This is a genomic window from Streptomyces sp. NPDC054842, assembly GCF_053611025.1.
In genome coordinates, this window is the sequence record NZ_JBSGZN010000016.1 from 76,859 (window position 1) to 99,923 (window position 23,065).

The 23,065-nt window shown below is 70.7% G+C and carries 27 protein-coding genes, 1 tRNA gene and 1 riboswitch; of the genes, 9 read left to right on the forward strand and 19 right to left on the reverse strand.

The genetic code is table 11. From position 1 onward, the window contains the following. The first annotated feature begins 181 nt into the window (after positions 1-181). Positions 182-1,540: an SGNH/GDSL hydrolase family protein gene (locus ACWGIS_RS15315; protein ID WP_453362890.1), complete on the forward strand. Its 1,359-nt coding sequence runs from the start codon at positions 182-184 to the stop codon at positions 1,538-1,540. 19 nt (positions 1,541-1,559) lie between these two features. Here the strand turns inward: ACWGIS_RS15315 and ACWGIS_RS15320 are convergent, their stop codons facing one another. The 4 genes from ACWGIS_RS15320 to ACWGIS_RS15335 are packed head-to-tail and all read right to left on the reverse strand — an operon-like array spanning position 1,560 to position 5,121. Then, positions 1,560-2,438, reverse strand: coding sequence for a DUF1707 SHOCT-like domain-containing protein (locus tag ACWGIS_RS15320; RefSeq protein WP_453362891.1), 879 nt, complete (start codon positions 2,436-2,438; stop codon positions 1,560-1,562). A 10-nt stretch (positions 2,439-2,448) separates the two neighbouring features. Beyond that, positions 2,449-3,477 (reverse strand): ABC transporter ATP-binding protein, encoded by a 1,029-nt coding sequence (locus ACWGIS_RS15325; RefSeq protein ID WP_453362892.1) that lies wholly within the window; start codon positions 3,475-3,477, stop codon positions 2,449-2,451. 5 nt (positions 3,478-3,482) lie between these two features. Further along, the gene (locus ACWGIS_RS15330; protein ID WP_453362893.1) at positions 3,483-4,328 is read right to left on the reverse strand and encodes an ABC transporter permease; all 846 of its coding nucleotides are present in this window, start codon (positions 4,326-4,328) and stop codon (positions 3,483-3,485) included. After that, complete coding sequence (locus ACWGIS_RS15335) at positions 4,321-5,121, reverse strand: ABC transporter permease (RefSeq protein ID WP_453362894.1); 801 nt, start codon at positions 5,119-5,121, stop codon at positions 4,321-4,323. Before ACWGIS_RS15335 ends, ACWGIS_RS15330 begins: the two co-directional genes overlap by 8 nt. A 203-nt stretch (positions 5,122-5,324) precedes the next feature. Here ACWGIS_RS15335 and ACWGIS_RS15340 point away from each other — a divergent pair, with 203 nt between their 5' ends. After that, positions 5,325-7,715, forward strand: coding sequence for a transglycosylase domain-containing protein (locus ACWGIS_RS15340; protein ID WP_453362895.1), 2,391 nt, complete (start codon positions 5,325-5,327; stop codon positions 7,713-7,715). Between the two features lie 25 nt (positions 7,716-7,740). Here ACWGIS_RS15340 and sugE read toward each other — a convergent pair whose 3' ends face one another. From sugE to ACWGIS_RS15355, 3 genes are all read right to left on the reverse strand, one after another. Continuing rightward, positions 7,741-8,061: a quaternary ammonium compound efflux SMR transporter SugE gene (gene sugE / locus ACWGIS_RS15345; protein WP_355780314.1), complete on the reverse strand. Its 321-nt coding sequence runs from the start codon at positions 8,059-8,061 to the stop codon at positions 7,741-7,743. Between the two features lie 31 nt (positions 8,062-8,092). Next, positions 8,093-8,163, reverse strand: a riboswitch (guanidine-III (ykkC-III) riboswitch). A gap of 45 nt (positions 8,164-8,208) precedes the next feature. Continuing rightward, on the reverse strand, positions 8,209-8,553 hold the full coding sequence (locus tag ACWGIS_RS15350; RefSeq protein WP_355780317.1) for a GroES family chaperonin: 345 nt from the start codon (positions 8,551-8,553) through the stop codon (positions 8,209-8,211). Positions 8,554-8,596: 43 nt separating this feature from the next. Beyond that, positions 8,597-8,935, reverse strand: coding sequence for a DUF3618 domain-containing protein (locus ACWGIS_RS15355; RefSeq protein WP_453362896.1), 339 nt, complete (start codon positions 8,933-8,935; stop codon positions 8,597-8,599). A 166-nt stretch (positions 8,936-9,101) separates the two neighbouring features. Here ACWGIS_RS15355 and bcp point away from each other — a divergent pair, with 166 nt between their 5' ends. From bcp to ACWGIS_RS15375, 4 genes are all read left to right on the forward strand, one after another. Next, on the forward strand, positions 9,102-9,569 hold the full coding sequence (gene bcp, locus ACWGIS_RS15360) for a thioredoxin-dependent thiol peroxidase (RefSeq protein WP_453362897.1): 468 nt from the start codon (positions 9,102-9,104) through the stop codon (positions 9,567-9,569). A gap of 164 nt (positions 9,570-9,733) precedes the next feature. Then, on the forward strand, positions 9,734-10,399 hold the full coding sequence (locus ACWGIS_RS15365) for an HNH endonuclease signature motif containing protein (RefSeq protein WP_453362898.1): 666 nt from the start codon (positions 9,734-9,736) through the stop codon (positions 10,397-10,399). Continuing rightward, the gene (locus ACWGIS_RS15370) at positions 10,396-10,890 is read left to right on the forward strand and encodes an HNH endonuclease signature motif containing protein (protein ID WP_453362899.1); all 495 of its coding nucleotides are present in this window, start codon (positions 10,396-10,398) and stop codon (positions 10,888-10,890) included. Before ACWGIS_RS15365 ends, ACWGIS_RS15370 begins: the two co-directional genes overlap by 4 nt. A 56-nt stretch (positions 10,891-10,946) precedes the next feature. After that, a tRNA-Leu gene (locus ACWGIS_RS15375) sits at positions 10,947-11,033 on the forward strand. Between the two features lie 51 nt (positions 11,034-11,084). Here the strand turns inward: ACWGIS_RS15375 and rdgB are convergent. The 4 genes from rdgB to ACWGIS_RS15395 form a co-directional block, all read right to left on the reverse strand. Continuing rightward, on the reverse strand, positions 11,085-11,687 hold the full coding sequence (gene rdgB / locus ACWGIS_RS15380) for an RdgB/HAM1 family non-canonical purine NTP pyrophosphatase (protein WP_453362900.1): 603 nt from the start codon (positions 11,685-11,687) through the stop codon (positions 11,085-11,087). A gap of 64 nt (positions 11,688-11,751) precedes the next feature. Then, positions 11,752-12,144 (reverse strand): hypothetical protein, encoded by a 393-nt coding sequence (locus tag ACWGIS_RS15385; RefSeq protein ID WP_453362901.1) that lies wholly within the window; start codon positions 12,142-12,144, stop codon positions 11,752-11,754. A gap of 82 nt (positions 12,145-12,226) precedes the next feature. Then, positions 12,227-12,961 carry a ribonuclease PH gene (gene rph / locus ACWGIS_RS15390; RefSeq protein WP_453362902.1) on the reverse strand — a complete coding sequence of 245 codons (735 nt, stop codon included), beginning with the start codon at positions 12,959-12,961 and terminating at the stop codon, positions 12,227-12,229. 146 nt (positions 12,962-13,107) lie between these two features. After that, positions 13,108-13,395: a glucose PTS transporter subunit EIIB gene (locus ACWGIS_RS15395; RefSeq protein ID WP_453362903.1), complete on the reverse strand. Its 288-nt coding sequence runs from the start codon at positions 13,393-13,395 to the stop codon at positions 13,108-13,110. A 122-nt stretch (positions 13,396-13,517) separates the two neighbouring features. Between ACWGIS_RS15395 and ACWGIS_RS15400 the strand changes: the two genes are divergently transcribed. Both ACWGIS_RS15400 and ACWGIS_RS15405 read left to right on the forward strand, forming a co-directional pair. Then, positions 13,518-14,804, forward strand: coding sequence for a PTS transporter subunit EIIC (locus tag ACWGIS_RS15400; protein WP_453362904.1), 1,287 nt, complete (start codon positions 13,518-13,520; stop codon positions 14,802-14,804). Between the two features lie 250 nt (positions 14,805-15,054). Beyond that, positions 15,055-16,305, forward strand: coding sequence for a PTS transporter subunit EIIC (locus ACWGIS_RS15405; RefSeq protein WP_121402713.1), 1,251 nt, complete (start codon positions 15,055-15,057; stop codon positions 16,303-16,305). A 69-nt stretch (positions 16,306-16,374) separates the two neighbouring features. Here the strand turns inward: ACWGIS_RS15405 and ACWGIS_RS15410 are convergent, their stop codons facing one another. After that, a complete protein-coding gene (locus ACWGIS_RS15410) occupies positions 16,375-17,127 on the reverse strand; it encodes an MBL fold metallo-hydrolase (protein WP_453362905.1) in 753 nt (250 codons plus the stop codon). A 225-nt stretch (positions 17,128-17,352) separates the two neighbouring features. Here ACWGIS_RS15410 and ACWGIS_RS15415 point away from each other — a divergent pair, with 225 nt between their 5' ends. After that, a complete protein-coding gene (locus tag ACWGIS_RS15415) occupies positions 17,353-17,811 on the forward strand; it encodes a type II toxin-antitoxin system PemK/MazF family toxin (protein WP_453362906.1) in 459 nt (152 codons plus the stop codon). 356 nt (positions 17,812-18,167) lie between these two features. Here the strand turns inward: ACWGIS_RS15415 and ACWGIS_RS15420 are convergent, their stop codons facing one another. From ACWGIS_RS15420 to clpS, 7 genes are all read right to left on the reverse strand, one after another. After that, the gene (locus ACWGIS_RS15420) at positions 18,168-19,118 is read right to left on the reverse strand and encodes a PLP-dependent cysteine synthase family protein (RefSeq protein WP_453362907.1); all 951 of its coding nucleotides are present in this window, start codon (positions 19,116-19,118) and stop codon (positions 18,168-18,170) included. A gap of 5 nt (positions 19,119-19,123) precedes the next feature. Further along, positions 19,124-19,402 carry a MoaD/ThiS family protein gene (locus ACWGIS_RS15425; protein ID WP_355780359.1) on the reverse strand — a complete coding sequence of 93 codons (279 nt, stop codon included), beginning with the start codon at positions 19,400-19,402 and terminating at the stop codon, positions 19,124-19,126. Between the two features lie 112 nt (positions 19,403-19,514). After that, entirely contained in the window at positions 19,515-19,616 is a 102-nt protein-coding gene (locus ACWGIS_RS15430; RefSeq protein WP_453362908.1) for a putative leader peptide, read from the reverse strand. A gap of 79 nt (positions 19,617-19,695) precedes the next feature. After that, a complete protein-coding gene (locus ACWGIS_RS15435) occupies positions 19,696-20,118 on the reverse strand; it encodes a Mov34/MPN/PAD-1 family protein (protein ID WP_453362909.1) in 423 nt (140 codons plus the stop codon). A 92-nt stretch (positions 20,119-20,210) separates the two neighbouring features. Next, positions 20,211-21,653, reverse strand: a complete 1,443-nt coding sequence (locus tag ACWGIS_RS15440) for an amino acid permease (protein WP_453362910.1) — start codon at positions 21,651-21,653, stop codon at positions 20,211-20,213. Positions 21,654-21,984: 331 nt separating this feature from the next. Then, positions 21,985-22,590, reverse strand: a complete 606-nt coding sequence (locus ACWGIS_RS15445) for a DUF2017 domain-containing protein (protein ID WP_453362911.1) — start codon at positions 22,588-22,590, stop codon at positions 21,985-21,987. A gap of 134 nt (positions 22,591-22,724) precedes the next feature. Beyond that, a complete protein-coding gene (gene clpS, locus ACWGIS_RS15450; protein WP_453362912.1) occupies positions 22,725-23,042 on the reverse strand; it encodes an ATP-dependent Clp protease adapter ClpS in 318 nt (105 codons plus the stop codon). Positions 23,043-23,065 lie beyond the last annotated feature (23 nt).

A 23,065-nucleotide genomic window follows, 5' to 3' on the forward strand; every position in this document is an offset into this window, starting at 1 on the left:
TCGTACACATTGTCCCTTCCTGACCGACTCATGGAACGGAACAGGAGTTCCCGGCGTCTGTCCGGACGGGAGTACCACCGGGGACCTCGGGGGTCTTTCGGAGTTCTTCTTCCCCATGCCGCATCATGGGGTCATCACATCGGAGCCTCGGGCTCCCGTCGTCCGAGGAGACACGCACCGCATGACCAAGCGTCAGGCCGGGGGTGCGGGGGTGTCCCCCGCACGGCACGGCGCCCTGCTCGCCGCGATCATCGCCGTGATCATGACGTTCTCCGCCGCCATATACGTCGGTGTCTCCACCGACGAGGGCGGCGCCGAGACCGATCTGGCGAGCGGCCGCACCCCGCACAACTCCGCCGCCCCGGCGTCCACCGGCACCTGGGTCGGCTCCTGGTCGGCCTCCCCGGCCGGCGCGGAGCCGGGCACCGAGACGAACGGCATGGCGGGCCGCTCCGTGCGCAACGTCGTGCACGCCGGTGTCGGAGGTACGAGTGCCCGCGTCACGCTGTCCAATCTCTACGGGCAGCAGCCGCTCAGCATCACCCACGCCACGCTCGCCGTCGCGGCCGCCCCGGACGACCCCGCCGCCGCGGCCGACACCATGCGCCGGCTCACCTTCGCCGGGAACGCCTCGGTGATCATCCCGGCCGGGCGGCAGGTCATGAGCGACGCCGTGCGCGTCACCGTCCCGCGCGGCAGCGACGTCCTGGTGACCACGTTCTCGCCCACCCCGTCCGGCCCGGTCACCTACCACCCGCAGGCCCGGCAGATCTCGTACACCGCCGAGGGCGACCGCACCGAGGACGTCACCGGCACCGCGTACACCGAGCAGACCCCGTACTGGCGCTACCTGACCGCCCTGGACGTCCTCAGCAACGAGTCGGACGGCACGGTCGTCGTGATCGGCGACTCGCTGACCGACGGCGTCACCTCCACCGTGGGCGCCAACCACCGCTGGACGGACGTCCTTTCGGACCGCCTGCGCGAGGCGGCCGGCTCCGGCGACGTGCCCCGCTACAGCGTCGTCAACCAGGGCATCAGCGGCAACCAGGTCCTGGCCTCCGGCCTCGGCCGCCCCGCCGACAACCCGAGCGGCCTCTCCCGCTTCCCGCGCGACGTCCTCGGCCGCACGAACGTCAGGGCCGTCGTCGTCGACCTCGGCGTCAACGACATCCTGCGCAACCCGAACCAGGCCGACCCCCGTCTGATCGTCGGCGGACTGCGCAAGCTCGTGGCGCAGGCCCACGCACGGGGACTGCGCGTCGTCGGCGCCACCCTGATGCCCTTCCAGGGGCACCGCGGCTACACGGACAGCCGCGAGGCCGTACGCCAGGCCGTGAACGCGGAGATCCGCTCGGGCCGGGTGTACGACGACGTCGTGGACTTCGACAAGGCGCTGCGCGACCCGTACAACCCGCGCCGGCTGCGCGCCGACTACGACTCGGGCGACCACCTGCACCCGAGCGACAGGGGCTACCGCAGGATGGCCGACTCCTTCGACCTGGGCGACCTGAAGGGCGCGGCCCCGGCCGAGCTGTGACGGACCCCGGCGCCGCCGGTCAGTGGCCCCCGTGCCACCGCCGGCCGCGGTCCTCGCGCCGCGCCTCCCGGCGCTCCCGGTTCCGTTCGTGGAGGCTGTCCTGACGGTCCGTCGGCGACTCCCGGCGCAGGCCGTCCCGCTCGTCGGACCCGCCCGACCCGTCCGACCCGTCGACGTCGTCGTCGAGGTCGTCGGCGTCCGGCCGGGCGGAGCCCTGGAGTTCCTTGCGGGCCGCCTTGCGCTCCAGCTTGCGCCGCCGGCGCTCCTCCTTCAGCCGCAGCCGCTCCGCCTTCGTCAGCTTGCGCTCCACACCCACCCCGCCCCAGAAGGCGAACCCGGTGACGATCACGCGCGGCGCTCCGGGGTCGCCCGGCACACCGTCCTCGCGGTGGTCGAAGCCGCCCATGAAGCCGACACCGCGCACGACCACCTCGACGCCCGGCGGCACGAGGATGTTGACGCCGCCCATGACCGCGACGCAGTGGAAGACGACCTCGCGCTCCGCGAAGTCCGCCTCGCGCAGGTCCAGCTCGCCGCCGCCCATGAACGTGAACGCCGTGAAGCGCCGCGGCACGGTCCAGCGACCCTTGCGCTCGAACCCCGACAGCACGGCGACACCCCAGGACGACGACCCCTCACCGCCGACGATCCGCCCGCCCCAGCCGCCGCGCTCCGCGGGCGGACCGGCCGGGAACACCGGCGCGACGACCTCCGCACCCGGCAGATCGCGGGTGATCGGCGCCAGCTCACCGTACGTACGGGCCCGGTACGCCGCCTCCAGCCGCTCCTCGAACTCATCCATGTCCAGCCGGCCCTCGGCCAGCGCGTCCCGCAGCACCTCGGCCACTCGTTCACGATCGGCGTCGGAGGCCCGGAGTTCGGGGAGTTCGTCCGTCATGCCGAGCAGCCTACGAGTTCGCCCTCTCCGCGTACATCCGCGCGATGACCGCCTCGATGTCGGGCTCCCGGACCGACAGATCCACCAGCGGATACTCGGCGGCGATCCGCGCCACGAGCGGAGCCGCCGACTGCGCCGCCGGGAAAGCGAGCCACTGCCGCGGCCCCTCCACCCGCACCACCCGCGCCGACTCCACCCGCAGCGGCGGCAGTTCACGCTCCAGGTCCACCACCAGCGTCCGCTCCGCCTCCGCCACCTCGTGCAGCCCGGCGAGCGCACCGTCGTAGATCAGGCGCCCCTGGTCGATGACCATCACCCGGCGGCACAGCTGCTCGATGTCGGTCAGGTCGTGCGTGGTGAGCAGCACCGTGGTGCCGCGCTCCGTGTTCAAGTCCCGCAGAAAACCACGCACCTTGGCCTTGGAGACCACGTCCAGACCGATCGTCGGCTCGTCCAGGTACAGCACCTCCGGGTCGTGCAGCAGCGCCGCCGCGATGTCCCCGCGCATCCGCTGCCCCAAGGACAGCTGCCGCACCGGCACGTCCAACAGCGGCGCCAGCTCCAGGAGTTCGACACAGCGGTCGAGGTTCTCCCGGTAACGCCCGTCCGGGATGCGGTACATGCGGCGCATCAGCCGGTACGAGTCGATCAGCGGCAGGTCCCACCACAGCGTCGTGCGCTGCCCGAACACCACGCCGATGCGCTGCGCCAGCCGGGTCCGCTCGCGCGAGGGATCGATGCCCGCCACCCGCAGCCGGCCACCGCTCGGCGTCAGGATCCCCGTCAGCATCTTGACGGTCGTCGACTTCCCGGCGCCGTTCGGGCCGATGTAGCCCACCATCTCCCCCCGCGCCACGGTGAACGACAGGGAGTCCACCGCCCGCACCCGCCGGCGCTCGCCGCGCAGGAACCCGGTCCTCCTGCGCACCTCGAACACCTTCTCCACACCGTCGAGTTCGATGAAGCCCTGTCCGGCGGCCACCGGCCCGCCGGCCGCGACGGCCGGCGCCCCCTCCGGGACGGCACTGTGACGGTCCATGTCCGCTAACTCCCCGTACTCCGGTAGGAACGCAGTCCCACACGCCAGACCAGACCCGCCAGCGCGCAGCAGCCCACCGCCACCAGCGGCGGCGTGAAGGCAACCCACACCGGCAGATCCAGCGGATAGGGCCGCCCCAGCACGTACAGCGCGGGCAGCCAGTTGACGAAAGCCAGCGGCAGCACGAAGGTCACCCCGCGCACCAGGTCCTTCGCGAAGACGGTCGGCGGGTACTGCAACAGCGTGTTGCCGCCGTACGTGAACGAGTTCTGCACCTCGGAGGCGTCCTGCGCCACGAACTGGAACGCCGCGCCCGCCACGAACACCGCCGCGAAGATCGCACCCCCGCTGAGCAGCGTCACCGGGACCAGCAGCACCTTCAGCGGACTCCACGCGACGTCGAGAGCCGCGACGGCCCAGCCGAGGACCAGCAGGCCCTGGACGACGCGGCCCAGCCGGCGCAGCGCGAACCGGTCCGCGGCGACCTGCGCCAGCACCGGCACCGGACGCACCAGCAGCGTGTCCAGCGTGCCGTCGCGCACCCGCCGCCCCAGCCGGTCCATCGACCCCATCGCCAGGTCCGCCAGCCCGAACGCCGCCCCCGACAGCCCGTACAGGAACGCCACCTCCGGCAGCGAGTAACCGCCCAGCCGGTCGACCTGCGAGAACATCAGCAGGATCGCCGCGAAGTCCAGCGCGGTCGCCGCGAAGTTCCCGAACGCCGTCATCGCGAACGACGCCCGGTACGCCATCGTCGACCGGATCCACATCGCCGCGATCATCCGGTACGCGCGCAGGGCCTCCCGCACCCGCCCCGGCCCGCCGCCCGCGAACGCGCCGCCGTCAGCCACCCTGCACCACCACCCGCCGGGTCGCCGCGCCCTGCAGCAGCCGCCCCGCCGCCAGCAGCCCCACCGCCCACGCGGCCTGGAACGCGTACGTGGACAGCGGCTCCGCCCGGCCGAGCAGGACGTCCACCGGCGCCTGGATCAGCGACGCCCACGGCAGCGCCCGCACCACCTCGCCCAGCACACCCGGGAACACGTTCAGCGGCAGCAGCATGCCCGAGCAGAAGATCCCCGCCAGGAACGCCAACTGCGCCACCCCCGCCCCGTCGAGCAGCCAGAACGCCGACAGCGCCACCAGGAAACGGAGCGCGAAACTGACCACCACCCCGAGCGCCACCGCGACCAGGAACGCCAGCCACACCAGCGGATCGGCGGGCAGCGCCAGCTCGAAGACGCACGCGCCGAACACCATCGGCACCACCCCCCGGCCCAGCAGATGGAACAGCGCCCGCCCCGCGTCCGCGGCCAGCCACCACGCCTGCAGGTCCACCGGCCGGTACAGGTCGATCGCGATGTCACCGGTGCGGATCCGCTCGATCAGCTCCTCCTCGAACCCACCGCCCATCACCGCGACCACCATCAGCATCGCCTGCCCCAGCCACACGTACGTCAGCGCCTGCGCCTGGTCGTACCCCCCGAGGTGCGGCCTCTCGTGCCACAGCGCCAGATACGTGTACGCCAGGATCAGCCCGAACACGGTGTTGGTGAACACGCCCGCCGCCGTCGCCGTCCGGTACGTCGCGTACCGGCGGAACCCGCTCACCGCGACCGCCGCGTACAGCCGCACCGTCCCCACGAGCACCGCCCCCCTTCGCCGCTCCGGGCCAAAGCGCACGAGCCTAGCCCGCGGACGACGCGGCGTGCCACGCAATTTCCCGCCGCGACACGTTCCGGGATCGGGGAACGGAACGCCCGGTGCGAGAGTCTTCAAGAGGGGACGCAGAAGACGTACGAGGTCGTACGCATCAGTACGACGCGAAACAGGAGTCCGGCACCGAGATGAGCGACGAGCCGCAGCCGCAGGACAGCAGCAAGGGCCGGGCGCCCGACGAGCCCGCGCAGGCGCCGCCGGACCCCTCGGACCCGCAGGACGCGGCAGGCAAGAAGAAGCGGCCCCGGCGCACCGGCTGGCGCCGCCTCGTCCCGACCTGGCGGATGGTCCTCGGCACCTTCGTCGGCCTGATCCTGCTCCTCGTCGGCCTCTTCGCCCTCGGCTACTACCTGGTGAAGATCCCGCCCGCGAACGCGGCCGCCGTCAAGCAGAGCAACGTCTACCTGTACGCCGACGGCAGCCAGCTCGCCCGCGACGGCGAGGTCAACCGCGAGAACGTGACACTCGCCCAGATCGCCAAGGGCACCCAGCACGCGGTGCTGGCCGCCGAGGACCGGGACTTCTACACCGAGTCGGCCGTCGACCCCAAGGCGATGGTCCGCGCCGGCTGGAACACCGTCACCGGCAAGGGCAAGCAGTCCGGCTCGACGATCACCCAGCAGTACGTGAAGAACTACTACCTCGGCCAGGAGCAGACCGTCACCCGGAAGGTGAAGGAGTTCTTCATCTCCATCAAGCTCGACCGCGAGAAGAGCAAGGACGACATCCTCGAGGGCTACCTCAACACCAGCTACTTCGGCCGCAACGCCTACGGCATCCAGGCCGCCGCCCAGGCGTACTACGGCGTCGACGCCCAGGACCTCACCGTCGGGCAGGGCGCCTACCTCGCCGCGCTCCTGAACGCGCCCAGCGAGTACGACGTGATCGCCCACCCCGAGAACAAGTCCGCGGCCGTGGCCCGCTGGAACTACGTCCTCGACGGCATGGTCAAGAAGGACTGGCTCAGCCAGGCCGAACGCGTCGACGTCACGTTCCCCGCGCCCAAGGAGGCCAAGGGCTCGGCCGGCATGTCGGGACAGCGCGGCTACCTCGTCCAGGCCGTCCGCGACTACCTCACCAGCAACAAGATCATCGACGAGGACACCCTCGCCACCGGCGGCTACCGCATCACCACCACCATCCAGAAGAAGAAGCAGAACGCCTTCGTCGAAGCCGTCGACGACCAGGTCATGGACCGCCTCGACAAGAAGAACCGCAAGGTCGACACCTACGTCCGCGCCGGCGGCGTCTCCATCAACCCGGCGAACGGCAAGGTCGTCGCCATGTACGGCGGCATCGACTACACCAAGCAGTACGTCAACAACGCCACCCGCCGCGACTACCAGGTCGGCTCCACCTTCAAGCCGTTCGTCTTCACCTCCGCCGTACAGAACGGCTCCACCACGCAGGACGGCCGCACCATCACCCCCAACACCGTCTACGACGGCACCGACAAACGGCCCGTCCAGGGCTGGAGCGGCGGCACCTACGCCCCCGAGAACGAGGACAACGTCTCCTACGGGCCGATCACCGTGCGCACCGCCACCGACAAGTCTGTCAACGCGGTGTACGCCCAGATGGCGGTCGACGTCGGCCCGGAGAAGGTCAAGGACACCGCCGTCGCCCTCGGCGTCCCCGCGAGCACCCCCGACCTGAGCGCCACCCCGTCCATCGCGCTCGGCCCGGCCACCGCCAGCGTCCTGGACATGGCGCAGGCCTACGCGACCCTCGCCAACCACGGCAGGCACGGCACCTACACCCTCGTCGAGGACATCACCAAGGACGGCGCCGAGGACGTGCGGCTGCCCGGACGCGGCACCCGGCAGGCCGTCGACCGCGAGGCCGCCGACACCACCACGTCGGTCCTGCAGAGCGTCGTCGAGGGCGGCACCGCCACCGCCGCGCAGGCCGCGGGCCGCCCCGCCGCCGGCAAGACCGGCACCGCCGAGAACGACCAGGCCGCCTGGTTCGCCGGCTACACACCCGACCTCGCCACCGTCGTCTCCGTGATGGGCCAGGACCCCGAGACCGGCGAACACAAGCCGCTGTACGGCGCGCTCGGCCAGGCCCGCGTCAACGGCGGCGGCTACCCGACGCAGATCTGGGCCCAGTACACGCGCACCGCCCTCCAGGACAGCCCCGTCAAGGACTTCGACCTGGAGCTGGAGGCGGGCGCGGAGGAACCCCAGCCGCCCTCCACCGGCCCCACCGGCCAGACCCCCGGCACCGGCGGCACGGACACCGGCGGCACCACCGGCGCCTCCCCCACCACCGGCGGCACCGACACCGGCGGCACCCCCGGCACGGGCGGCACGACCGGGAGCACCCCCACCACCGGCGGCACCACCACCGACGGCGGCGCCACGGACGGCGGCAGCACGGACGGCGGCGCGACCGACGGCGGAACCGACGGCGGCGCGGACGGCGGCACGACGGACACCGGCGGCGCGGCGGACGGCGGCGACGCCGCGGGCACCGCGGCCGGACTCTTCAGCGAACCCACCACAAGACGCCCGTGACGCCCCGGCAGCGGTGACGGCGGCCTCAGTGACCCGAGGTCGCCTTCAGCCCCACCACGGCCACCAGCAGCAGACAGACGAAGAAGATCCGGGCGGCGGTCACCGGCTCCCCCAGCACCACCATGCCGAGCACCGCCGCACCCGCGGCCCCGATCCCCACCCACACGCCGTACGCCGTACCGATCGGCAGCGACCTGGCCGCGTACGACAGCAGCAGCATGCTCGCGACGATCCCCGCGCCCGTCAGGACGCTCGGCACCAGCCGGGTGAAACCGTCCGTGTACTTCATCCCGACCGACCAGGCCACTTCGAGCAGACCGGCGACCAGCAGCAGGATCCAGGCCATGACAGGCACCTCCGTCATTGGGGCAACAGGGGGTGCGTCGTCTTTGCGGATCCCGGTACGGCGCGTCTCGTCGGGGTCCCACCAACGTAGCAAAGGGAACGCCGAAGGGGCCGGTGACCACCGTCACCGGCCCCTCACGACACCTGACTACAGATACAGCCCGGTCGAGTCCTCGGACCCCTCGAAGCGGTCCGCGGCCACCGCGTGCAGGTCCCGCTCGCGCATCAGCACGTACGCGGTGCCCCGCACCTCGACCTCGGCACGGTCCTCCGGGTCGTACAGGACCCGGTCGCCCGGCTCCACGGTCCGTACGTTCTGCCCCACCGCCACGACCTCCGCCCAGGCGAGGCGCCGGCCGACGGCCGCGGTCGCGGGAATCAGGATGCCGCCGCCCGAGCGGCGCTCGCCCTCCGCGGCGTCCTGCCGCACGAGCACACGGTCGTGCAGCATCCGGATGGGCAGCTTGTCGTCGTGATGGGTCTTCTCGCTCACGCCCCGAACCTACCTGTCCCGGCCGCTTCCGTACGCCATCGGGTCAGCGCCTGCGACGCCGCGGCGTCAGCGTGAGCAGACCCACCAGCCCCACCGCCAGCAGCGCCACCGGAACGATGCGCTCCAGCCGCGGCGCACCCTCCTCCGTGACGAACTGCCCCCGCACATCACCGACGACGCGGTTCACGCCCACATAGGCGCGGCCCAGCGTGTGGTCGATGTGCGAGACGGCCCTGGCCTTGGCGTCCCCGACGATGGTCTTGGGGTGGACTCGCACACCGATCTCGTCCAGCGTCTCCGCGAGGACTTCCCGGCGGCGTTTGATGTCCGCCTCGATCTGCGCCGGAGTCCTGGTATCCGACGTTCTCGACGTATCCGACACCGCGCTGCCTCCGTGGTCGTTGCGACGTAACTCTGTTCTCCGGACTGCCTTGGGTCGACAGTCTGTCAGCTCACGGGCGATCGCACCCCACGGCACCCCCTGCCGGACGTGCGGAAGCCCATTAGGCTCGTTCCCCGAAACCCGCCCCTGCCACGTGAGGTACCCGATGAGCGAGCGACTCCAGCCCGGCGACACCGCCCCCGCCTTCACCCTGCCGGACGCCGACGGCAACGAGGTCTCCCTCGCCGACCACAAGGGCCGCAAGGTCATCGTCTACTTCTACCCCGCCGCCCTCACCCCCGGCTGCACCAAGCAGGCCTGCGACTTCACCGACAACCTCGACGTGCTCGCGGGCGCCGGCTACGACGTCATCGGCGTCTCCCCGGACAAGCCCGAGAAGCTCGCCAAGTTCCGGGAGAAGGAGTCCCTGAAGGTGACGCTGGTCGGCGACCCCGACAAGTCGGTCCTGGAGGCGTACGGCGCCTTCGGCGAGAAGAAGCTGTACGGCAAGACGGTCGTCGGCGTCATCCGCTCCACCGTGATCGTCGACGAGGAGGGCAAGGTCGAGCGGGCGCTGTACAACGTGAAGGCCACCGGCCACGTGGCGAAGATCATCAAGGACCTCGGCATCTGAGACCCCGGCCGGCGAACGAACCACGGACGGAGGCCCCACGCCCCGGGGCCTCCGCCCACCGCCACCGCCCCGTCGGTGCGTTCCCTTCCTCCGCGTGACGGTCCGACGATCACTTCGTTACTCCGTACGAGCCACGAACAGGTGGCCGTACCGGAGGGGGACCGATGGCCACGAGCCCGTACACCAGAGCCCGCCTGGAAGAAGCGGCGCAGGCGTCCCGGACGCTGTCGGAGGCACTGGAGAGGCTGGGGGTGGATCCGGGGAGTCCGACGCGCGATCACATCCGCAGGCGCATGCGGAGGTTCGGGGTGGACACCTCCCAATTCGAGCGGGAGGGCACGCGGTGGACGAGGGAGATCCTGGAACCGCTGGTCGCCCGGTCGAGCAGCGTCTACGAGGTACTGCGGCACCTCGGACTCGACCCCGTGGGCGGGCATCACACCAACATCGCCCGACGCATCACGGCGTACGGCATCGACACCTCCCACTTCACTTCCGTGGTGAGGACGGAGCGGATGCGGGACAACCGCCGCCGCAGGAGCGCCGAGGAGATCCTCGTCGCCGACTCCTCGCCGCACGCACGGCGCACACCCGGCAGCCGGCTGAAGAGGGCGTTGGGCGAACTGGGCGTCGCCGACCGGTGCGCGCTGTGCGGGACCGGTCCCGAGTGGCAAGGGGAGCCGCTCCCGTTGGAGGTGGACCACCTCGACGGCGACTGGCGGAACAACCGCCCCGAGAACCTGCGGATCCTCTGCCCCAACTGCCACTCCACCACGGACACCTACCGGGGACGGGCCAAGGCCCGCCGCGGGCGGGCGTCGGCCGCGTGAGCGGCACCGGACGCCGGGGGCGTCCCGCGTCGGGCGAGCTGGCCCGTGCCGTGGCCGAGTCGTCCTCGCTCGCCGAGGTGCTGCGGCGACTCGGCCACCCGGACAACGGTGGCCGTCGCCTGATGCTCCGCCGCTGGATCGCCGAGGGCCGGCTCACGACCGCGCACTTCCTGGGGCAGGCGCACCGGCGGGGGAAGCCGGGGACGAACCCCGTCAAGCCGCCGGAGGCCGTGCTCGTGAAGCACGCCGGGGCGGGCCGCACCTCGACGAGCCGCCTCCGCGGTGCGCTCCTCGCGGTCGGCGTGCCCGAGCTGTGCGCACGGTGCGGGTGCGGCCCGCAGTGGCTGGGCAGACCGATGACGCTGGAGATCGACCACGTCAACGGGGACCGGAGCGACGACCGGCGCGAGAATCTCCGGCTGCTCTGCCCCAACTGCCATGCGATCACCCGGACCTGGTGCCGGGGTGGTGGCCGGCGCCCGCCGCCGTGAGCGGTTCATCCCCTGCCCGCCTCCGGCCTCGCGGCCGGTACCATGGCACGTGGTCGGCGGCGGTGGCGCAACGGCGACGCGGCAGACTTAGGATCTGTGGCCTGTGAAAGGGCTTGAGGGTTCGAATCCCTTCCGCCGCACCAGAACGGACGGCCTGCCTCACGAGAAACCGAGAGGCAGGCCGTCCGCGTCTCTCAGCCCAGCAGTTCCCGTACCACCGGGGCCAGGGCGCGGAACGCCTGGCCGCGGTGGCTGATCGCGTTCTTCTCGTCGGGGGTGAGTTCCGCGCAGGTGCGGGTCTCGCCGTGGGGCTGGAGGATCGGGTCGTAGCCGAACCCGTTGGTGCCGGAGGGGGCGTGGCGGAGGGTGCCGGTGAGCCGGCCCTCGACGACGCGTTCGGTGCCGTCGGGGAGGGCGAGGGCCGCCGCGCAGGCGAAGTGGGCGCCGCGGTGGGGGGCGGCGATGTCGCCGAGCTGTGCCAGCAGGAGGTCGAGGTTGGCCGTGTCGTCGCCGTGGCGTCCGGCCCAGCGGGCGGAGAAGATGCCGGGGGCGCCGCCGAGGACGTCGACGCAGAGGCCGGAGTCGTCGGCGACGGCGGGCAGTCCGGTGGCCTGGGCGAGGGCGTGGGCTTTGAGCAGGGCGTTCTCGGCGAAGGTGACGCCGGTTTCCTTGACGTCGGGGATGTCGGGGTAGGCGTCCGCGCCGACGAGGTCGTGGGTCAGTCCTGCGTCGGCGAGGATCGCCCTCAGCTCGGTGATCTTTCCGGCGTTGCGGGTGGCGAGGATCAGGCGGGTCATGCGCACCAGTATCCAGGGGTGGGCGTGGCCGGTGGTCCGGTACCCGTGGGCCGGGTGGCGGGGGTTACGGCGTGCAGACCTTGGTGAGTTCGCCGGCGGCGTCGGTGACGGGGCTGATGTCGGGGGTCTCGTCGCCGTTCTTGATGGCGGTGCGGACGTTGTCGACGGCTTCGCCGAGGTCGTCGACGGCCTTGTTGACGTCGGTGTTGTCGGTCGTGTCGCCGATCTTGTCGAGGTTGCGCTCGATGGATCTGAGGGATTCGTCGGTCTGTGTGGGGTCGTTGGCGGCGTTCTCGACGGCCTGTTGGAGGTCGGTGACGCTGTCGGCTATGGCGTCGGCGGTCTGGACGCAGTCCAGGGCCTTGTTGACGGCGTCGCAGCCGACGGCCGCCGGCAGGGCGACGAGTGCGGTGACGATGGCGATTACCGCGGTGCGGCGGCGGTGGCGCGAGGCCATGGAACGGTCCCTCCCCGTGGGCATGGTGTGGTCGCGGGCGCACGGCTGGACCGTGCGCCCGTATCCCTTAGAACGCGAACGGCTAGCGCGTGGTTGCCTCGAGGGCGGCTCGCTGCGCGGCGGCGAGTTCGTCGCAGCCGGCGACGGCGAGGTCGAGGAGGGCGTTGAGTTCCTTGCGGTCGAAGGGTTCGGCTTCGGCGGTGCCCTGGATTTCGACGAAGCGGCCGTCGCCGGTGCAGACGACGTTCATGTCGGTGTCGGCCTTGACGTCCTCCTCGTAGCGGAGGTCGAGGAGGGGTACGCCGCCGACGATGCCGACGGAGACGGCGGAGACGGTGCCGGTGAGGGGCTGTCGGCCGGCTTTGACGAGCTTCTTGCCCTGGGCCCAGGTGACGGCGTCGGCGAGAGCGACGTAGGCGCCGGTGATGGCGGCGGTGCGGGTGCCGCCGTCGGCCTGGAGGACGTCGCAGTCGAGGACGATGGTGTTCTCGCCGAGGGCCTTGTAGTCGATGACGGCGCGCAGGGAGCGGCCGATGAGGCGGCTGATCTCGTGGGTGCGGCCGCCGATCCTGCCGCGGACGGCTTCGCGGTCGCCGCGGGTGTTGGTGGAGCGGGGGAGCATGGAGTACTCGGCGGTGACCCAGCCCTCGCCGCTGCCCTTGCGCCAGCGCGGGACGCCTTCGGTGACGGAGGCGGTGCAGAAGACCTTGGTGTCGCCGAAGGAGATGAGGACGGAGCCTTCGGCGTGCTTGCTCCAGCCGCGCTCGATGGTGATGGGGCGGAGCTGTTCGGGCGTGCGGCCGTCGATTCGAGACATGGCGACGAGCCTAGCCGTACGTGCGTGAGGGGCCGCTCCGGGTGCGGGGAGCGGCCTCTCGTGGTGGGCCCGGGGGCGCGGTGGGGCGCCGGTGCGGTGCGGGCCCGGTGGGGCCCGGTGTGTGGGGGCCCGGTGGGGTCAGGCGGTCACATCATGTCTTCGATGTCGGCGGCGATGGGGTCGGCGTCGGTGCCGATGACGACCTGGATGGCGGTGCCCATCTTGACGACGCCGTGGGCGCCGGCGGCCTTGAGGGCGGCTTCGTCGACCTTGCTCGGGTCGACGACTTCGGTGCGGAGGCGGGTGATGCAGCCTTCGACCTCTTCGATGTTCTCGATGCCGCCGAGCCCGGCAACGATCTTCTCAGCCTTGGTGGCCATGTCCTTCTCCCTGATCCGAACCGCTTTTGTCGCAGTAACCCACAGTTGGCCCATCTTCGCGAGCGGTCGTGCGGTGTGTGACGAATGATGTCGATCACGACAGCCCGACCGTTCGCAACTGGTCTACACCACTTTTCAACGGCCGCCAAACCCGGTCCTGTTCCCGGAGGACGTCCATGAGCGCCGACAGCGCCGTCTCACCCGCGCGCGCCCGCTGGAACACCGCGTTCCAGGGGCTGCAGAAGATGGGCCGCAGTCTTCAGCTGCCCATCGCCGTGCTGCCGGCCGCGGGCATCCTCAACCGGCTGGGGCAGCCGGACGTGTTCGGTGCGGACGGGCTCGGCTGGGACAACGTCTCGAAGGTGATGGGCGCGGCGGGCGGCGCGCTGCTGGACGGTCAGCTGGGGCTGCCGATGCTGTTCTGCGTGGGTGTGGCCATCGGGATGGCGAAGAAGGCGGACGGGTCCACGGCGCTGGCGGCGGTGGTGGGTTTCCTCGTCTACTACAGCGTGCTGCGGGCGTTCCCGGAGGACTGTCCGTCGGGCAGTACGGCGATCAAGCTGGGGTGCCAGGCGGAGGACAACTCCGTGGTGGAGTTCACCTACCAGAACCCCGGGGTGTTCGGCGGCATCGTCATCGGGTTGCTGTCGGCGTACTTCTGGCAGCGGTTCCACCGGACGAAGCTGGTGGACTGGCTGGGGTTCTTCAACGGGCGCCGGCTGGTGCCGATCATCATGGCGTTCGTGGCGATCGTGTTCGCGTCGTTGTGCGTGTGGGTGTGGCCGCCGATCGGTGACGCGCTGGAGAACTTCAGCGACTGGCTGGTGGGTCTCGGGGCGTGGGGCGCGGGTGTCTTCGGTGTGGCGAACCGGGCGCTGCTGGTGATCGGGCTGCACCAGTTCCTGAACGTGCCCATCTGGTTCCAGTTCGGGAGTTTCACCAAGCCGGACGGGACGGTGGTGCACGGTGACATCAACATGTTCCTGGCGGGCGACCCGAACGCGGGGCAGTTCACGACCGGGTTCTTCCCGATCATGATGTTCGCGCTGCCGGCCGCGTGTCTGGCGATGACGCACTGTGCGAAGCCGCATCGCCGCAAGGAGATCGGCGGTCTGATGCTGTCGGTGGCGCTGACGTCGTTCGTCACGGGCATCACGGAGCCGATCGAGTACTCGTTCCTGTTCATCGCGCCGCTGCTGTACGTGGTGCACGCGGTGCTGACCGGTGTCTCGATGGCGGTGACCTGGGGGCTGGGGGTGCACGACGGGTTCAGTTTCTCGGCCGGTCTGATCGACTACGTCATCAACTGGAACCTGGCGACCAAGCCGTGGGCGATCATTCCGATCGGGCTGTGCTTCGCCGTCGTCTACTACGCGATCTTCCGTTTCGCGATCACCAGGTTCGATCTGAAGACTCCGGGGCGCGAGCCCGAGGAGGAGGTCGAGGACACGACGAAGGCGTAGCGCGTCTGCGGGGGCCTGAGCCCCTCGGTCGTCTGAAGGGCCCCCGGACCTGCCTGGTCCGGGGGCCCTTCGGCATGTATGGAACCGGTTCTTCCGCTATGGCCCAGCCCACAAATCGGGCGGGTTCCTTATCCCGCCTTCACCGTGCTACAACAGGTCTACACCACTGAGTGGTGTAGACCACGCGGTCGCTGCCCACCCCGTTTTCGCCCTTCCCGTCCCCCGGCAGCGCCCAGCACATGGAGGAACTATGAGCACCGCCACCGCATCGGCGGCCCCCGCAAAGAAGCGGGGATCCGGCCTGTTCCAGGGCCTGCAGAAGGTCGGCCGCAGCCTGCAGCTGCCGATCGCCGTGCTGCCGGCGGCAGGCATCCTGCTCCGCCTCGGCCAGCCGGACGTATTCGGCAAGGACGGCCTCGGCTGGGACAAGGTCGCCTCCGTGTTCGCCACCGCCGGCGACGCGGTGTTCAGCAACCTGCCGCTGCTGTTCTGCGTCGGCATCGCGATCGGCTTCGCGAAGAAGGCCGACGGTTCCACCGCGCTGGCCGCGCTGGTCGGTTTCCTGGTCTACAAGAACGTGCTGACCGCGTTCCCGATCACCGACGCGAAGGTCACCAAGGGTGCGGACGTCGCCGCCACCTACAACGACCCCAAGGTCCTCGGCGGCATCGTCATGGGCCTCATAGCCGCCGTCACCTGGCAGCGCTTCCACCGTACGAAGCTGCCCGACTGGCTGGGCTTCTTCAACGGCCGCCGCCTGGTCCCGATCCTGATGGCCTTCATCGGCACCGCGGTCGGCGTCTTCTTCGGCCTGGTCTGGGAGCCCGTCGGTGACGTGATCACCAACTTCGGCGAGTGGATGACCGGCCTCGGTGCCGTCGGCGCCGGCATCTTCGGCGCCATCAACCGCGCCCTGCTCCCGGTCGGCATGCACCAGTTCGTCAACACCGTCGCCTGGCAGGAGATCGGCTCCTACAAGGACGCCACCGGTGCCGTCTGGCACGGCGACCTGCCGCGCTTCTTCCACGGCGACCCCACCGCCGGACAGTTCATGACCGGCTTCTTCCCCATCATGATGTTCGCCCTGCCCGCGGCCGCCCTGGCGATCACGCACACGGCCCGTCCCGAGCGCCGCAAGGCCGTCGGCGGCATGATGATGTCGCTCGCGCTGACCTCGTTCGTCACCGGCATCACCGAGCCGATCGAGTTCGCGTTCATGTTCATCGCGCCACTGCTGTACGTGATCCACGCGGTGCTCACCGCGATCTCACTGGCTGTCACCTGGGCGCTGGGCGTGCACCACGGCTTCAGCTTCTCGGCGGGCGCCATCGACTACTTCCTGAACTGGAACCTGGCCACCAAGCCATGGATGATCATCCCGATCGGGCTGGTCTTCGCCGCGATCTACTACGTGGTCTTCCGCTTCGCAATCGTCAGGTTCAACCTGACCACCCCGGGCCGCGAGCCCGAGGAGGAGGTCGAGGACCTCACCAAGGCGTGAGCCCTCGCACGACCGCATGACGAAGGCCCCCGGAGTCCGCTCCGGGGGCCTTCGTCGTGTGTACGGGGGCTACACCTCGTACGACCTGCGCGGTACCGCCAGTTCCACCGGGCCCTCGTACGCCGCCCGGGCGTCCGTCAGGTTGATCTGGGGGTCCGTCCACGGCGGGATGTGCGTGAGGACCAGCCGGCGCGCGCCCGCACGGGTGGCCGTCTCCCCCGCCTCGCGCCCGTTGAGGTGCAGGTCGGGGATGTTCTCCTTGCCGTGGGTGAACGCCGCCTCGCACAGGAACAGGTCGGTGTCGCGGGCGAGTTGGTCGAGGGTCTCGCTCACCCCGGTGTCCCCGGAGTAGGTCAGCGAGCGGCCGCCGTGCTCGACCCGGATCCCGTACGCCTCCACGGGGTGGCGCACCTTCTCCGTGTGCACGGTGAAGGGGCCGATCTCGAAGGTGCCCGGCTTGACCGTGTGGAAGTCGAAGACCTCGCTCATCGAGGAGGCGGAGGGCGTGTCCGCGTACGCGGTGGTCAGGCGCTGCTCCGTGCCCTCGGGTCCGAAGACGGGGATGGGGTCGCAGCGTCCGCCGTCGTGGCGGTAGTAGCGCGCGACGAAGTAGGCGCACATGTCGATGCAGTGGTCGGCGTGCAGGTGACTGAGGAAGATCGCGTCGAGGTCGTAGAGACCGCAGTGGCGCTGCAGCTCGCCCAGGGCACCGTTGCCCATGTCGAGGAGCAGCCGGAAGCCGTCGGCCTCGACGAGGTAGCTCGAACAGGCCGATTCCGCGGACGGGAACGACCCCGAGCAGCCGACGACGGTGAGCTTCATGAGAGCTGGAACCTCCGCGCTGGCGGGAAATGCAAAGGCAGAAACGAAACGGGAACGGGGGTCGTGCGGTGCGTCGAGCGTAAGGCGCAAAAGGTCCCGTCGCTCCTCCGCCAGGGGCCGTTGTGGGCGAACTCACCTGTGCTGTCACCGGTTCGGATGGACGGGAGGCGGACGGGCGCCCGGGCGGGGCGGCGGCCCGGGGTGCGCGCCGGTACCTTCTACCGTATGGACACGTCCTGGTGGCTCGCTCTGGTGGCAGTCGTACTGCTCGCGCTGGTCGCGACGCTGGTCGACGGCTGGGGGCGCCGGGGGCGCGGGCCGGCGGGGCGTACGCGTCCGCCGGGGCGGCCGTCCGGGCCGCGCCGGAAGGTGCCGGGGCCGCGGCCGGCGGAGATCTGGTGGGCGGACGTGCCCTACGAGGACGGGCCGGGGTCGAAGGACCGGCCCTGTCTGGTGCTGTCCGTGCGAGGCCGGCGTGCGACGGTCGCGAAGATCACCAGCAAGTACCACGACGAGCGGGCCGGGGTGATCCCGCTGCCGCCGGGGTCGGTGGGCGATGCCCACGGCAGGCCCAGTTTCCTGGAGACGGACGAGCTGCGGGACGTGCCGGTCGGGGACTTCCGGCGCCGGGTGGGGGTCGTGGACCCCGCGCTGTGGGACCAGGTGCGCCACCTGGCCGGATGACCGTCCTCGGACGGCGTCGGACGGGCCGTTCGGGCGCCGTGACCGAGGCCGGACGGCGCCGGACGCGCCATCTGACGTGGTGACCGTGCCCCGATCGGCATCAGACGCGCCACCCGGCGTGGTGACCGAACCCGGGTCGCGTCAGACGTGCCTCTTGGGCGCGCTGACCGTGCCCGGGTCGCGTCGGACGCGCGCCTGGGCGCGCTGACCGTTCCCGCACCGCGCGTGCCCCGGGTCTCGGACGTCGCACGTCGCGTGCGCCCCGGGTCGCGGACCCCGCGCGCCGCTGACGCCGGGCGGGCCGGGTGGCCCGCCGGTCCGGCGTCGCGGCGGCGGTGTCGATGCCGGCGTCGGGGCTACGCCCAGAGCTGGCCGTGGAGGGTCTCGATGGCCTCTTCGGTGGTGGCGGCGGTGTAGACGCCGGTCGAGAGGTACTTCCAGCCGCCGTCGGCCACGACGAAGACGATGTCGGCGGACTCCCCCGCCGCCACCGCCTTCCTGCCCACGCCGATCGCGGCGTGCAGGGCCGCGCCGGTGGAGACGCCGGCGAAGATGCCCTCCTGCTGGAGCAGCTCGCGGGTGCGGGTGACGGCGTCGGCGGAGCCGACGGAGAAGCGGGTGGTGAGGACGGAGGCGTCGTACAGCTCGGGGACGAAGCCCTCGTCGAGGTTGCGCAGGCCGTAGACGAGGTCGTCGTAGCGCGGCTCGGCGGCGACGATCTTCACGTCGGGCTTGTGCTCGCGCAGGAACCGGCCGACGCCCATGAGGGTGCCGGTGGTGCCGAGGCCGGCGACGAAGTGCGTGACGGAGGGGAGGTCGGCGAGGATCTCCGGGCCCGTCGTGGCGTAATGCGCGCCGGCGTTGTCGGGGTTGCCGTACTGGTAGAGCATCACCCAGTCGGGGTGCTCGGCGGAGAGCTCCTTGGCGACGCGTACGGCCGTGTTGGAGCCGCCGGCCGCGGGGGACGAGACGATCTCGGCGCCCCACATCGCGAGCAGGTCGCGGCGCTCCTGCGAGGTGTTCTCGGGCATGACGCAGACGATGCGGTAGCCCTTGAGCCTGGCGGCCATGGCGAGCGAGATGCCGGTGTTGCCGGAGGTCGGCTCCAGGATGGTGCAGCCGGGGGTGAGGCGGCCGTCCTTCTCCGCCTGCTCGATCATGTGCAGGGCGGGTCGGTCCTTGACGGAGCCGGTGGGGTTGCGGTCCTCCAGCTTGGCCCAGATGCGGACGTCCTCGGACGGCGACAGCCGCGGCAGGCGCACCAGGGGGGTGTTGCCCACCGCGGCCAGCGGGGAGTCGTAGCGCATACCGATCAGGCCATGCCGCCGGCCACGGCCGGCAGGATCGTGACGTTGTCGCCGTCGGTGAGCTTGGTGTTGATGCCGTCGAGGAAGCGGACGTCCTCGTCGTTGAGGTAGACGTTGACGAAGCGGCGCAGCTCGCCGCCGTCGACGATGCGGGCCTGGATGCCCGTGTGGCGGGTCTCGAGGTCGGCGAAGAGCTCGGCGAGGGTGTCCCCGCCGCCCTCGACGGCCTTCTGGCCGTCGGTGTAGGTGCGGAGGATGGTGGGGATGCGGACCTCGATGGCCATGATTGCGGGCTCCTGTCGGGAGGGAAGTCAGGTCGGTGGGCGCGCGGCGGCGCTGCGTGCGAGCGGGACGCGGGGTGGACGCCGCGGCTCCACGGCCGTGCGGCGGCAGGGGTCAGCGCGTACAGAGGGCGCTGTTGAGCCTGCACAGGTCGACGTGCAGCCGCGCCACGAGCAGCGTGCCCGGCGTCTTCTCGCTCACGTCGTGGGAAACCATGGGCTCATCGTATCGATTCCCGGTCGGGGTCCCGGAGTGTGATCTCAGATGGTGGATGAATTCTGACCGAAATGCGGGATCAGTAGCTCTCCACGACCTTGACCTCCTCCTCGGTGACCTCGCCCTCCACGATCCGGTACGAGCGGAACTGGAACGGGCCGGCCTCGTCGGCGTCCGCGGTGGAGACCAGGACGTAGTGCGCGCCGGGCTCGTTCGCGTAGGAGAGGTCGGTGCGGGAGGGGTAGGCCTCGGTGGCCGTGTGCGAGTGGTAGATGACGACCGGTTCCTCGTCGCGGTCGTCCATTTCGCGGTACAGCTTCAGCAGGTCGCCCGAGTCGAACTCGTAGAAGGTGGGCGAGCGGGCCGCGTTGAGCATCGGGATGAACCGCTCGGGGCGGTCCGTGCCGGCCGGGCCCGCGACGACGCCGCAGGCCTCGTCGGGGTGGTCCTGCCGCGCGTGCGCGACGATCTGGTCGAAGAGCGCCTGGGTGATGGTCAGCATGCTGGTCAGGATAAGCAGAAGGGCCGCCCCGTACCGAAGGGTGGTACGGGGCGGCCCGGATGCCGGACGCGGGGGTCCGGGGCGGCCGGCGGTCAGCGCTTGGCGAACGCGGTGCCCTGCGGGTCGCGGCTCTTGAGCACCAGGTAGGAGACGCCCAGGATGAGGGCCCACAGCGGGGCGCAGTAGAGCGAGATGCGGGCGTCCTTGTCGATGCCCATCATCACGATCACCATGCCGATGAAGGCGAGGGAGAGGCCACTGGCCCAGATGCCGCCGGGGGCCCGGAACTCGGAGACCGGGAGTTCGCCGCGGTCGGACTTCAGGCGGTAGCGGATCTGGCAGACCAGGATGATGATCCAGGCCCACATGCCGGAGATGGTGGCGAAGGAGACGACGTAGTTGAACGCCTCGCCGGGCCACTGGTAGTTGATCCAGACGCCGACCAGCATCATCGCGGCGGAGAACGAGGTGCCGATCAGCGGCAGGCCGTTCTTGGTGAGCCGGGTGAAGAACCGCGGGCCCTGGCCGTTGAGCGCGAGGTCGCGCAGCATGCGGCCGGTGGAGTACATGCCCGAGTTGCAGGAGGACAGGGCGGCGGTCAGGACGACGAAGTTGACGATGGCGGCGCCGACGCCGAGGCCCATCTTCTCGAAGGCGGCGACGAACGGGGAGACGCCCGGCTGGAAGTGCGTCCACGGCACGACCGAGAGGATCATGATCAGGGCGCCGACGTAGAAGACGGCGATGCGCCACGGGACCGTGTTGATGGCCTTCGGCAGGACGGTCTTCGGGTCCTTGGACTCGCCCGCCGTGACGCCGACGAGCTCGACGGCGAGGAAGGCGAACATGACCATCTGGAGGGTCATCAGGGTGCTGCCGATGCCGTGCGGGAAGAAGCCGCCGTCGCTCCACAGGTGGCTGACGGAGGCGGTGTCGCCCGCGTCGGAGAAGCCGATGGTGAGGATGCCGGCGCAGATCAGGATCATGCCGACGATGGCGGTGACCTTGACCATGGAGAACCAGAACTCCAGCTCGCCGAAGAGCTTCACGGAGATCAGGTTCGCGCCGTACAGGATGATCGTGAAGACCAGCGCGGTGACCCATTGGGGCACGCTGTCGTGGGTCCAGTACTTCATGTACTGGGCGGCGGCGGTGACCTCGGTCATGCCGGTGATGACCCAGAACAGCCAGTAGGTCCAGCCGGTCACGAAGCCCGCGAAGGGGCCGATGAACTCGCGTGCGTACTCCGAGAAGGAGCCCGACACGGGGCGGTACATGAGCAGTTCGCCGAGGGCGCGCATGATGAAGAAGATGACCACGCCCGCGATGGCGTAGGCGAGGATCAGGCTGGGTCCCGCCTTGGAGATGCCCTTGCCCGCGCCGAGGAACAGGCCGGTGCCGATGGCGCCGCCGATCGCGATCATCTGGATCTGGCGGGCGCCGAGCCCGCGCTGGTAGCCCTCGCCGTCCTCGGCCGCCGGGCTCTGCACGGCCTCACTGCCGTCGTAATTCTTGTCGACCTGCGATGAGGTCATGTTCGGTGCGCCTTTCTCCATGCCGACCCGAGCCGTCTGCGTGGCCTCGGATCGGGTCCCGATCCCCCCGGATGTGATGGAGCTGTGCCTGGCCGGCGATCCGCCGGCTCGGTGGCGCACCCGGCGGGACATGGGTGTCGTCCCGTCGGGCGGTCGTGAAGATTTATCACGGCCGCAACAGTGATCGGCGGAGGCGTTCGTGGCGCAGACCACAGGGAGAACCGGACAAAAGTCGAGCCGCGCCCCATAGGACGCGGCCTCGGTGACACGATCGTTATCCGGATTTGAGCGTCCGCTGAGCGAACAGGAAGGGGGAGTTTGTCGCGACAGGTCAGGGCATAAGGGTTTCCACCAGGGTCTCCTGGAGTCCGCCGAGCCACAGGTACGCCAGCACCATCGGCTTGCGGGGGTCCTCGTCGGGGAGGCGGTAGAGGAGTTCGGTGTCCTCCTCGTCGACGACGTCGAGCCGGGCGCCGATCGCCAGCCGCAGGTCGTTGAGGGCCCGCAGCCACTGCTCGGACTGCGCCGGGGACAGTTCGAGGACCGCGCCGCCGTCACCGGCCGGGGTGAGCGCGTCCAGGGTGCGGATCACGGTGAGCGCGTTGTCGCGCTTGCCGGCGCGCAGGTCGTTCTCGGTGAAGCGGCGGAACTCGGAGGAGTGGGCGCGCTGCTCCTCGGCCTCTTCGGGCGAGCGGGCCTCGACGCCGGGGCCGCTGTACGCGTCCGGGAAGAGGCGTTGCAGCACGGGGTCGGAAGGCGGCTCGCTGGGGCCCTCGGCGAACAGCTCGGCGAGCGGGTCCTCGGGCGCGTCCTCGGCGGGGCCGGGGCCGATCAGCTCCAGGAGCTGCACGGCGAGGGAGCGGATGATGGAGATCTCGACCTCGTCGAGCGCGACGGCCGCGCCGCCGCCGGGGAGCGGTTCGAAGTGTCCTGGCATCAGGTTGCGTCGCTACTTCCAGTGCTGCGCGCCGCGCTCGGCCGGTTCGGTCCTGCGGTGCCGCGCTGCGGCCGGTGCGGTCGTCTCCGGTGCTGCGGTCGTTTCCGGTGCTGCGGTCATGTGCGGTCCCGCGGTCACTTGCGGTCCTGCTGGAGGGTGGCCCACAGACCGTAGCCGTGCATGGCCTGCACGTCGCGTTCCATCTCCTCGCGCGTGCCGCTGGAGACGACCGCCCGGCCCTTGTGGTGGACGTCGAGCATGAGCTTGTGGGCCTTGTCCTTGGAGTAGCCGAAGTACGTCTGGAAGACGTACGACACGTAGCTCATGAGGTTCACCGGGTCGTTGTGGACGATGGTGACCCAGGGGACGTCGGGCTCGGGTACGGCGAAGACCTCCTCCGCCGACTCGGTCTTCTCGATCTCTAGAGGTGCGGGAGCCGTCACACCGCCCATGCTGCCACTTGAGGGGGTGCCCC

What these genes read in the sequence shown, in the direction of transcription:
- ACWGIS_RS15440 (WP_453362910.1), bottom strand. Translation starts at nt 21,653, where the DNA reads ATGACCTCATCGCAGGTCGACAAGAATTACGACGGCAGTGAGGCCGTG.
- ACWGIS_RS15315 (WP_453362890.1), top strand. Translation starts at nt 182, where the DNA reads ATGACCAAGCGTCAGGCCGGGGGTGCGGGGGTGTCCCCCGCACGGCAC.
- ACWGIS_RS15410 (WP_453362905.1), bottom strand. Translation starts at nt 17,127, where the DNA reads ATGAAGCTCACCGTCGTCGGCTGCTCGGGGTCGTTCCCGTCCGCGGAA.
- ACWGIS_RS15425 (WP_355780359.1), bottom strand. Translation starts at nt 19,402, where the DNA reads ATGGCCATCGAGGTCCGCATCCCCACCATCCTCCGCACCTACACCGAC.
- ACWGIS_RS15385 (WP_453362901.1), bottom strand. Translation starts at nt 12,144, where the DNA reads ATGGCCTCGCGCCACCGCCGCCGCACCGCGGTAATCGCCATCGTCACC.
- clpS (WP_453362912.1), bottom strand. Translation starts at nt 23,042, where the DNA reads ATGGGCGGTGTGACGGCTCCCGCACCTCTAGAGATCGAGAAGACCGAG.
- ACWGIS_RS15340 (WP_453362895.1), top strand. Translation starts at nt 5,325, where the DNA reads ATGAGCGACGAGCCGCAGCCGCAGGACAGCAGCAAGGGCCGGGCGCCC.
- ACWGIS_RS15365 (WP_453362898.1), top strand. Translation starts at nt 9,734, where the DNA reads ATGGCCACGAGCCCGTACACCAGAGCCCGCCTGGAAGAAGCGGCGCAG.
- sugE (WP_355780314.1), bottom strand. Translation starts at nt 8,061, where the DNA reads ATGGCCTGGATCCTGCTGCTGGTCGCCGGTCTGCTCGAAGTGGCCTGG.
- ACWGIS_RS15320 (WP_453362891.1), bottom strand. Translation starts at nt 2,438, where the DNA reads ATGACGGACGAACTCCCCGAACTCCGGGCCTCCGACGCCGATCGTGAA.
- ACWGIS_RS15325 (WP_453362892.1), bottom strand. Translation starts at nt 3,477, where the DNA reads ATGGACCGTCACAGTGCCGTCCCGGAGGGGGCGCCGGCCGTCGCGGCC.
- bcp (WP_453362897.1), top strand. Translation starts at nt 9,102, where the DNA reads ATGAGCGAGCGACTCCAGCCCGGCGACACCGCCCCCGCCTTCACCCTG.
- rph (WP_453362902.1), bottom strand. Translation starts at nt 12,961, where the DNA reads ATGTCTCGAATCGACGGCCGCACGCCCGAACAGCTCCGCCCCATCACC.
- ACWGIS_RS15420 (WP_453362907.1), bottom strand. Translation starts at nt 19,118, where the DNA reads ATGCGCTACGACTCCCCGCTGGCCGCGGTGGGCAACACCCCCCTGGTG.
- rdgB (WP_453362900.1), bottom strand. Translation starts at nt 11,687, where the DNA reads ATGACCCGCCTGATCCTCGCCACCCGCAACGCCGGAAAGATCACCGAG.
- ACWGIS_RS15435 (WP_453362909.1), bottom strand. Translation starts at nt 20,118, where the DNA reads ATGCTGACCATCACCCAGGCGCTCTTCGACCAGATCGTCGCGCACGCG.
- ACWGIS_RS15405 (WP_121402713.1), top strand. Translation starts at nt 15,055, where the DNA reads ATGAGCACCGCCACCGCATCGGCGGCCCCCGCAAAGAAGCGGGGATCC.
- ACWGIS_RS15445 (WP_453362911.1), bottom strand. Translation starts at nt 22,590, where the DNA reads ATGCCAGGACACTTCGAACCGCTCCCCGGCGGCGGCGCGGCCGTCGCG.
- ACWGIS_RS15400 (WP_453362904.1), top strand. Translation starts at nt 13,518, where the DNA reads ATGAGCGCCGACAGCGCCGTCTCACCCGCGCGCGCCCGCTGGAACACC.
- ACWGIS_RS15430 (WP_453362908.1), bottom strand. Translation starts at nt 19,616, where the DNA reads ATGGTTTCCCACGACGTGAGCGAGAAGACGCCGGGCACGCTGCTCGTG.
- ACWGIS_RS15415 (WP_453362906.1), top strand. Translation starts at nt 17,353, where the DNA reads ATGGACACGTCCTGGTGGCTCGCTCTGGTGGCAGTCGTACTGCTCGCG.
- ACWGIS_RS15395 (WP_453362903.1), bottom strand. Translation starts at nt 13,395, where the DNA reads ATGGGCCAACTGTGGGTTACTGCGACAAAAGCGGTTCGGATCAGGGAG.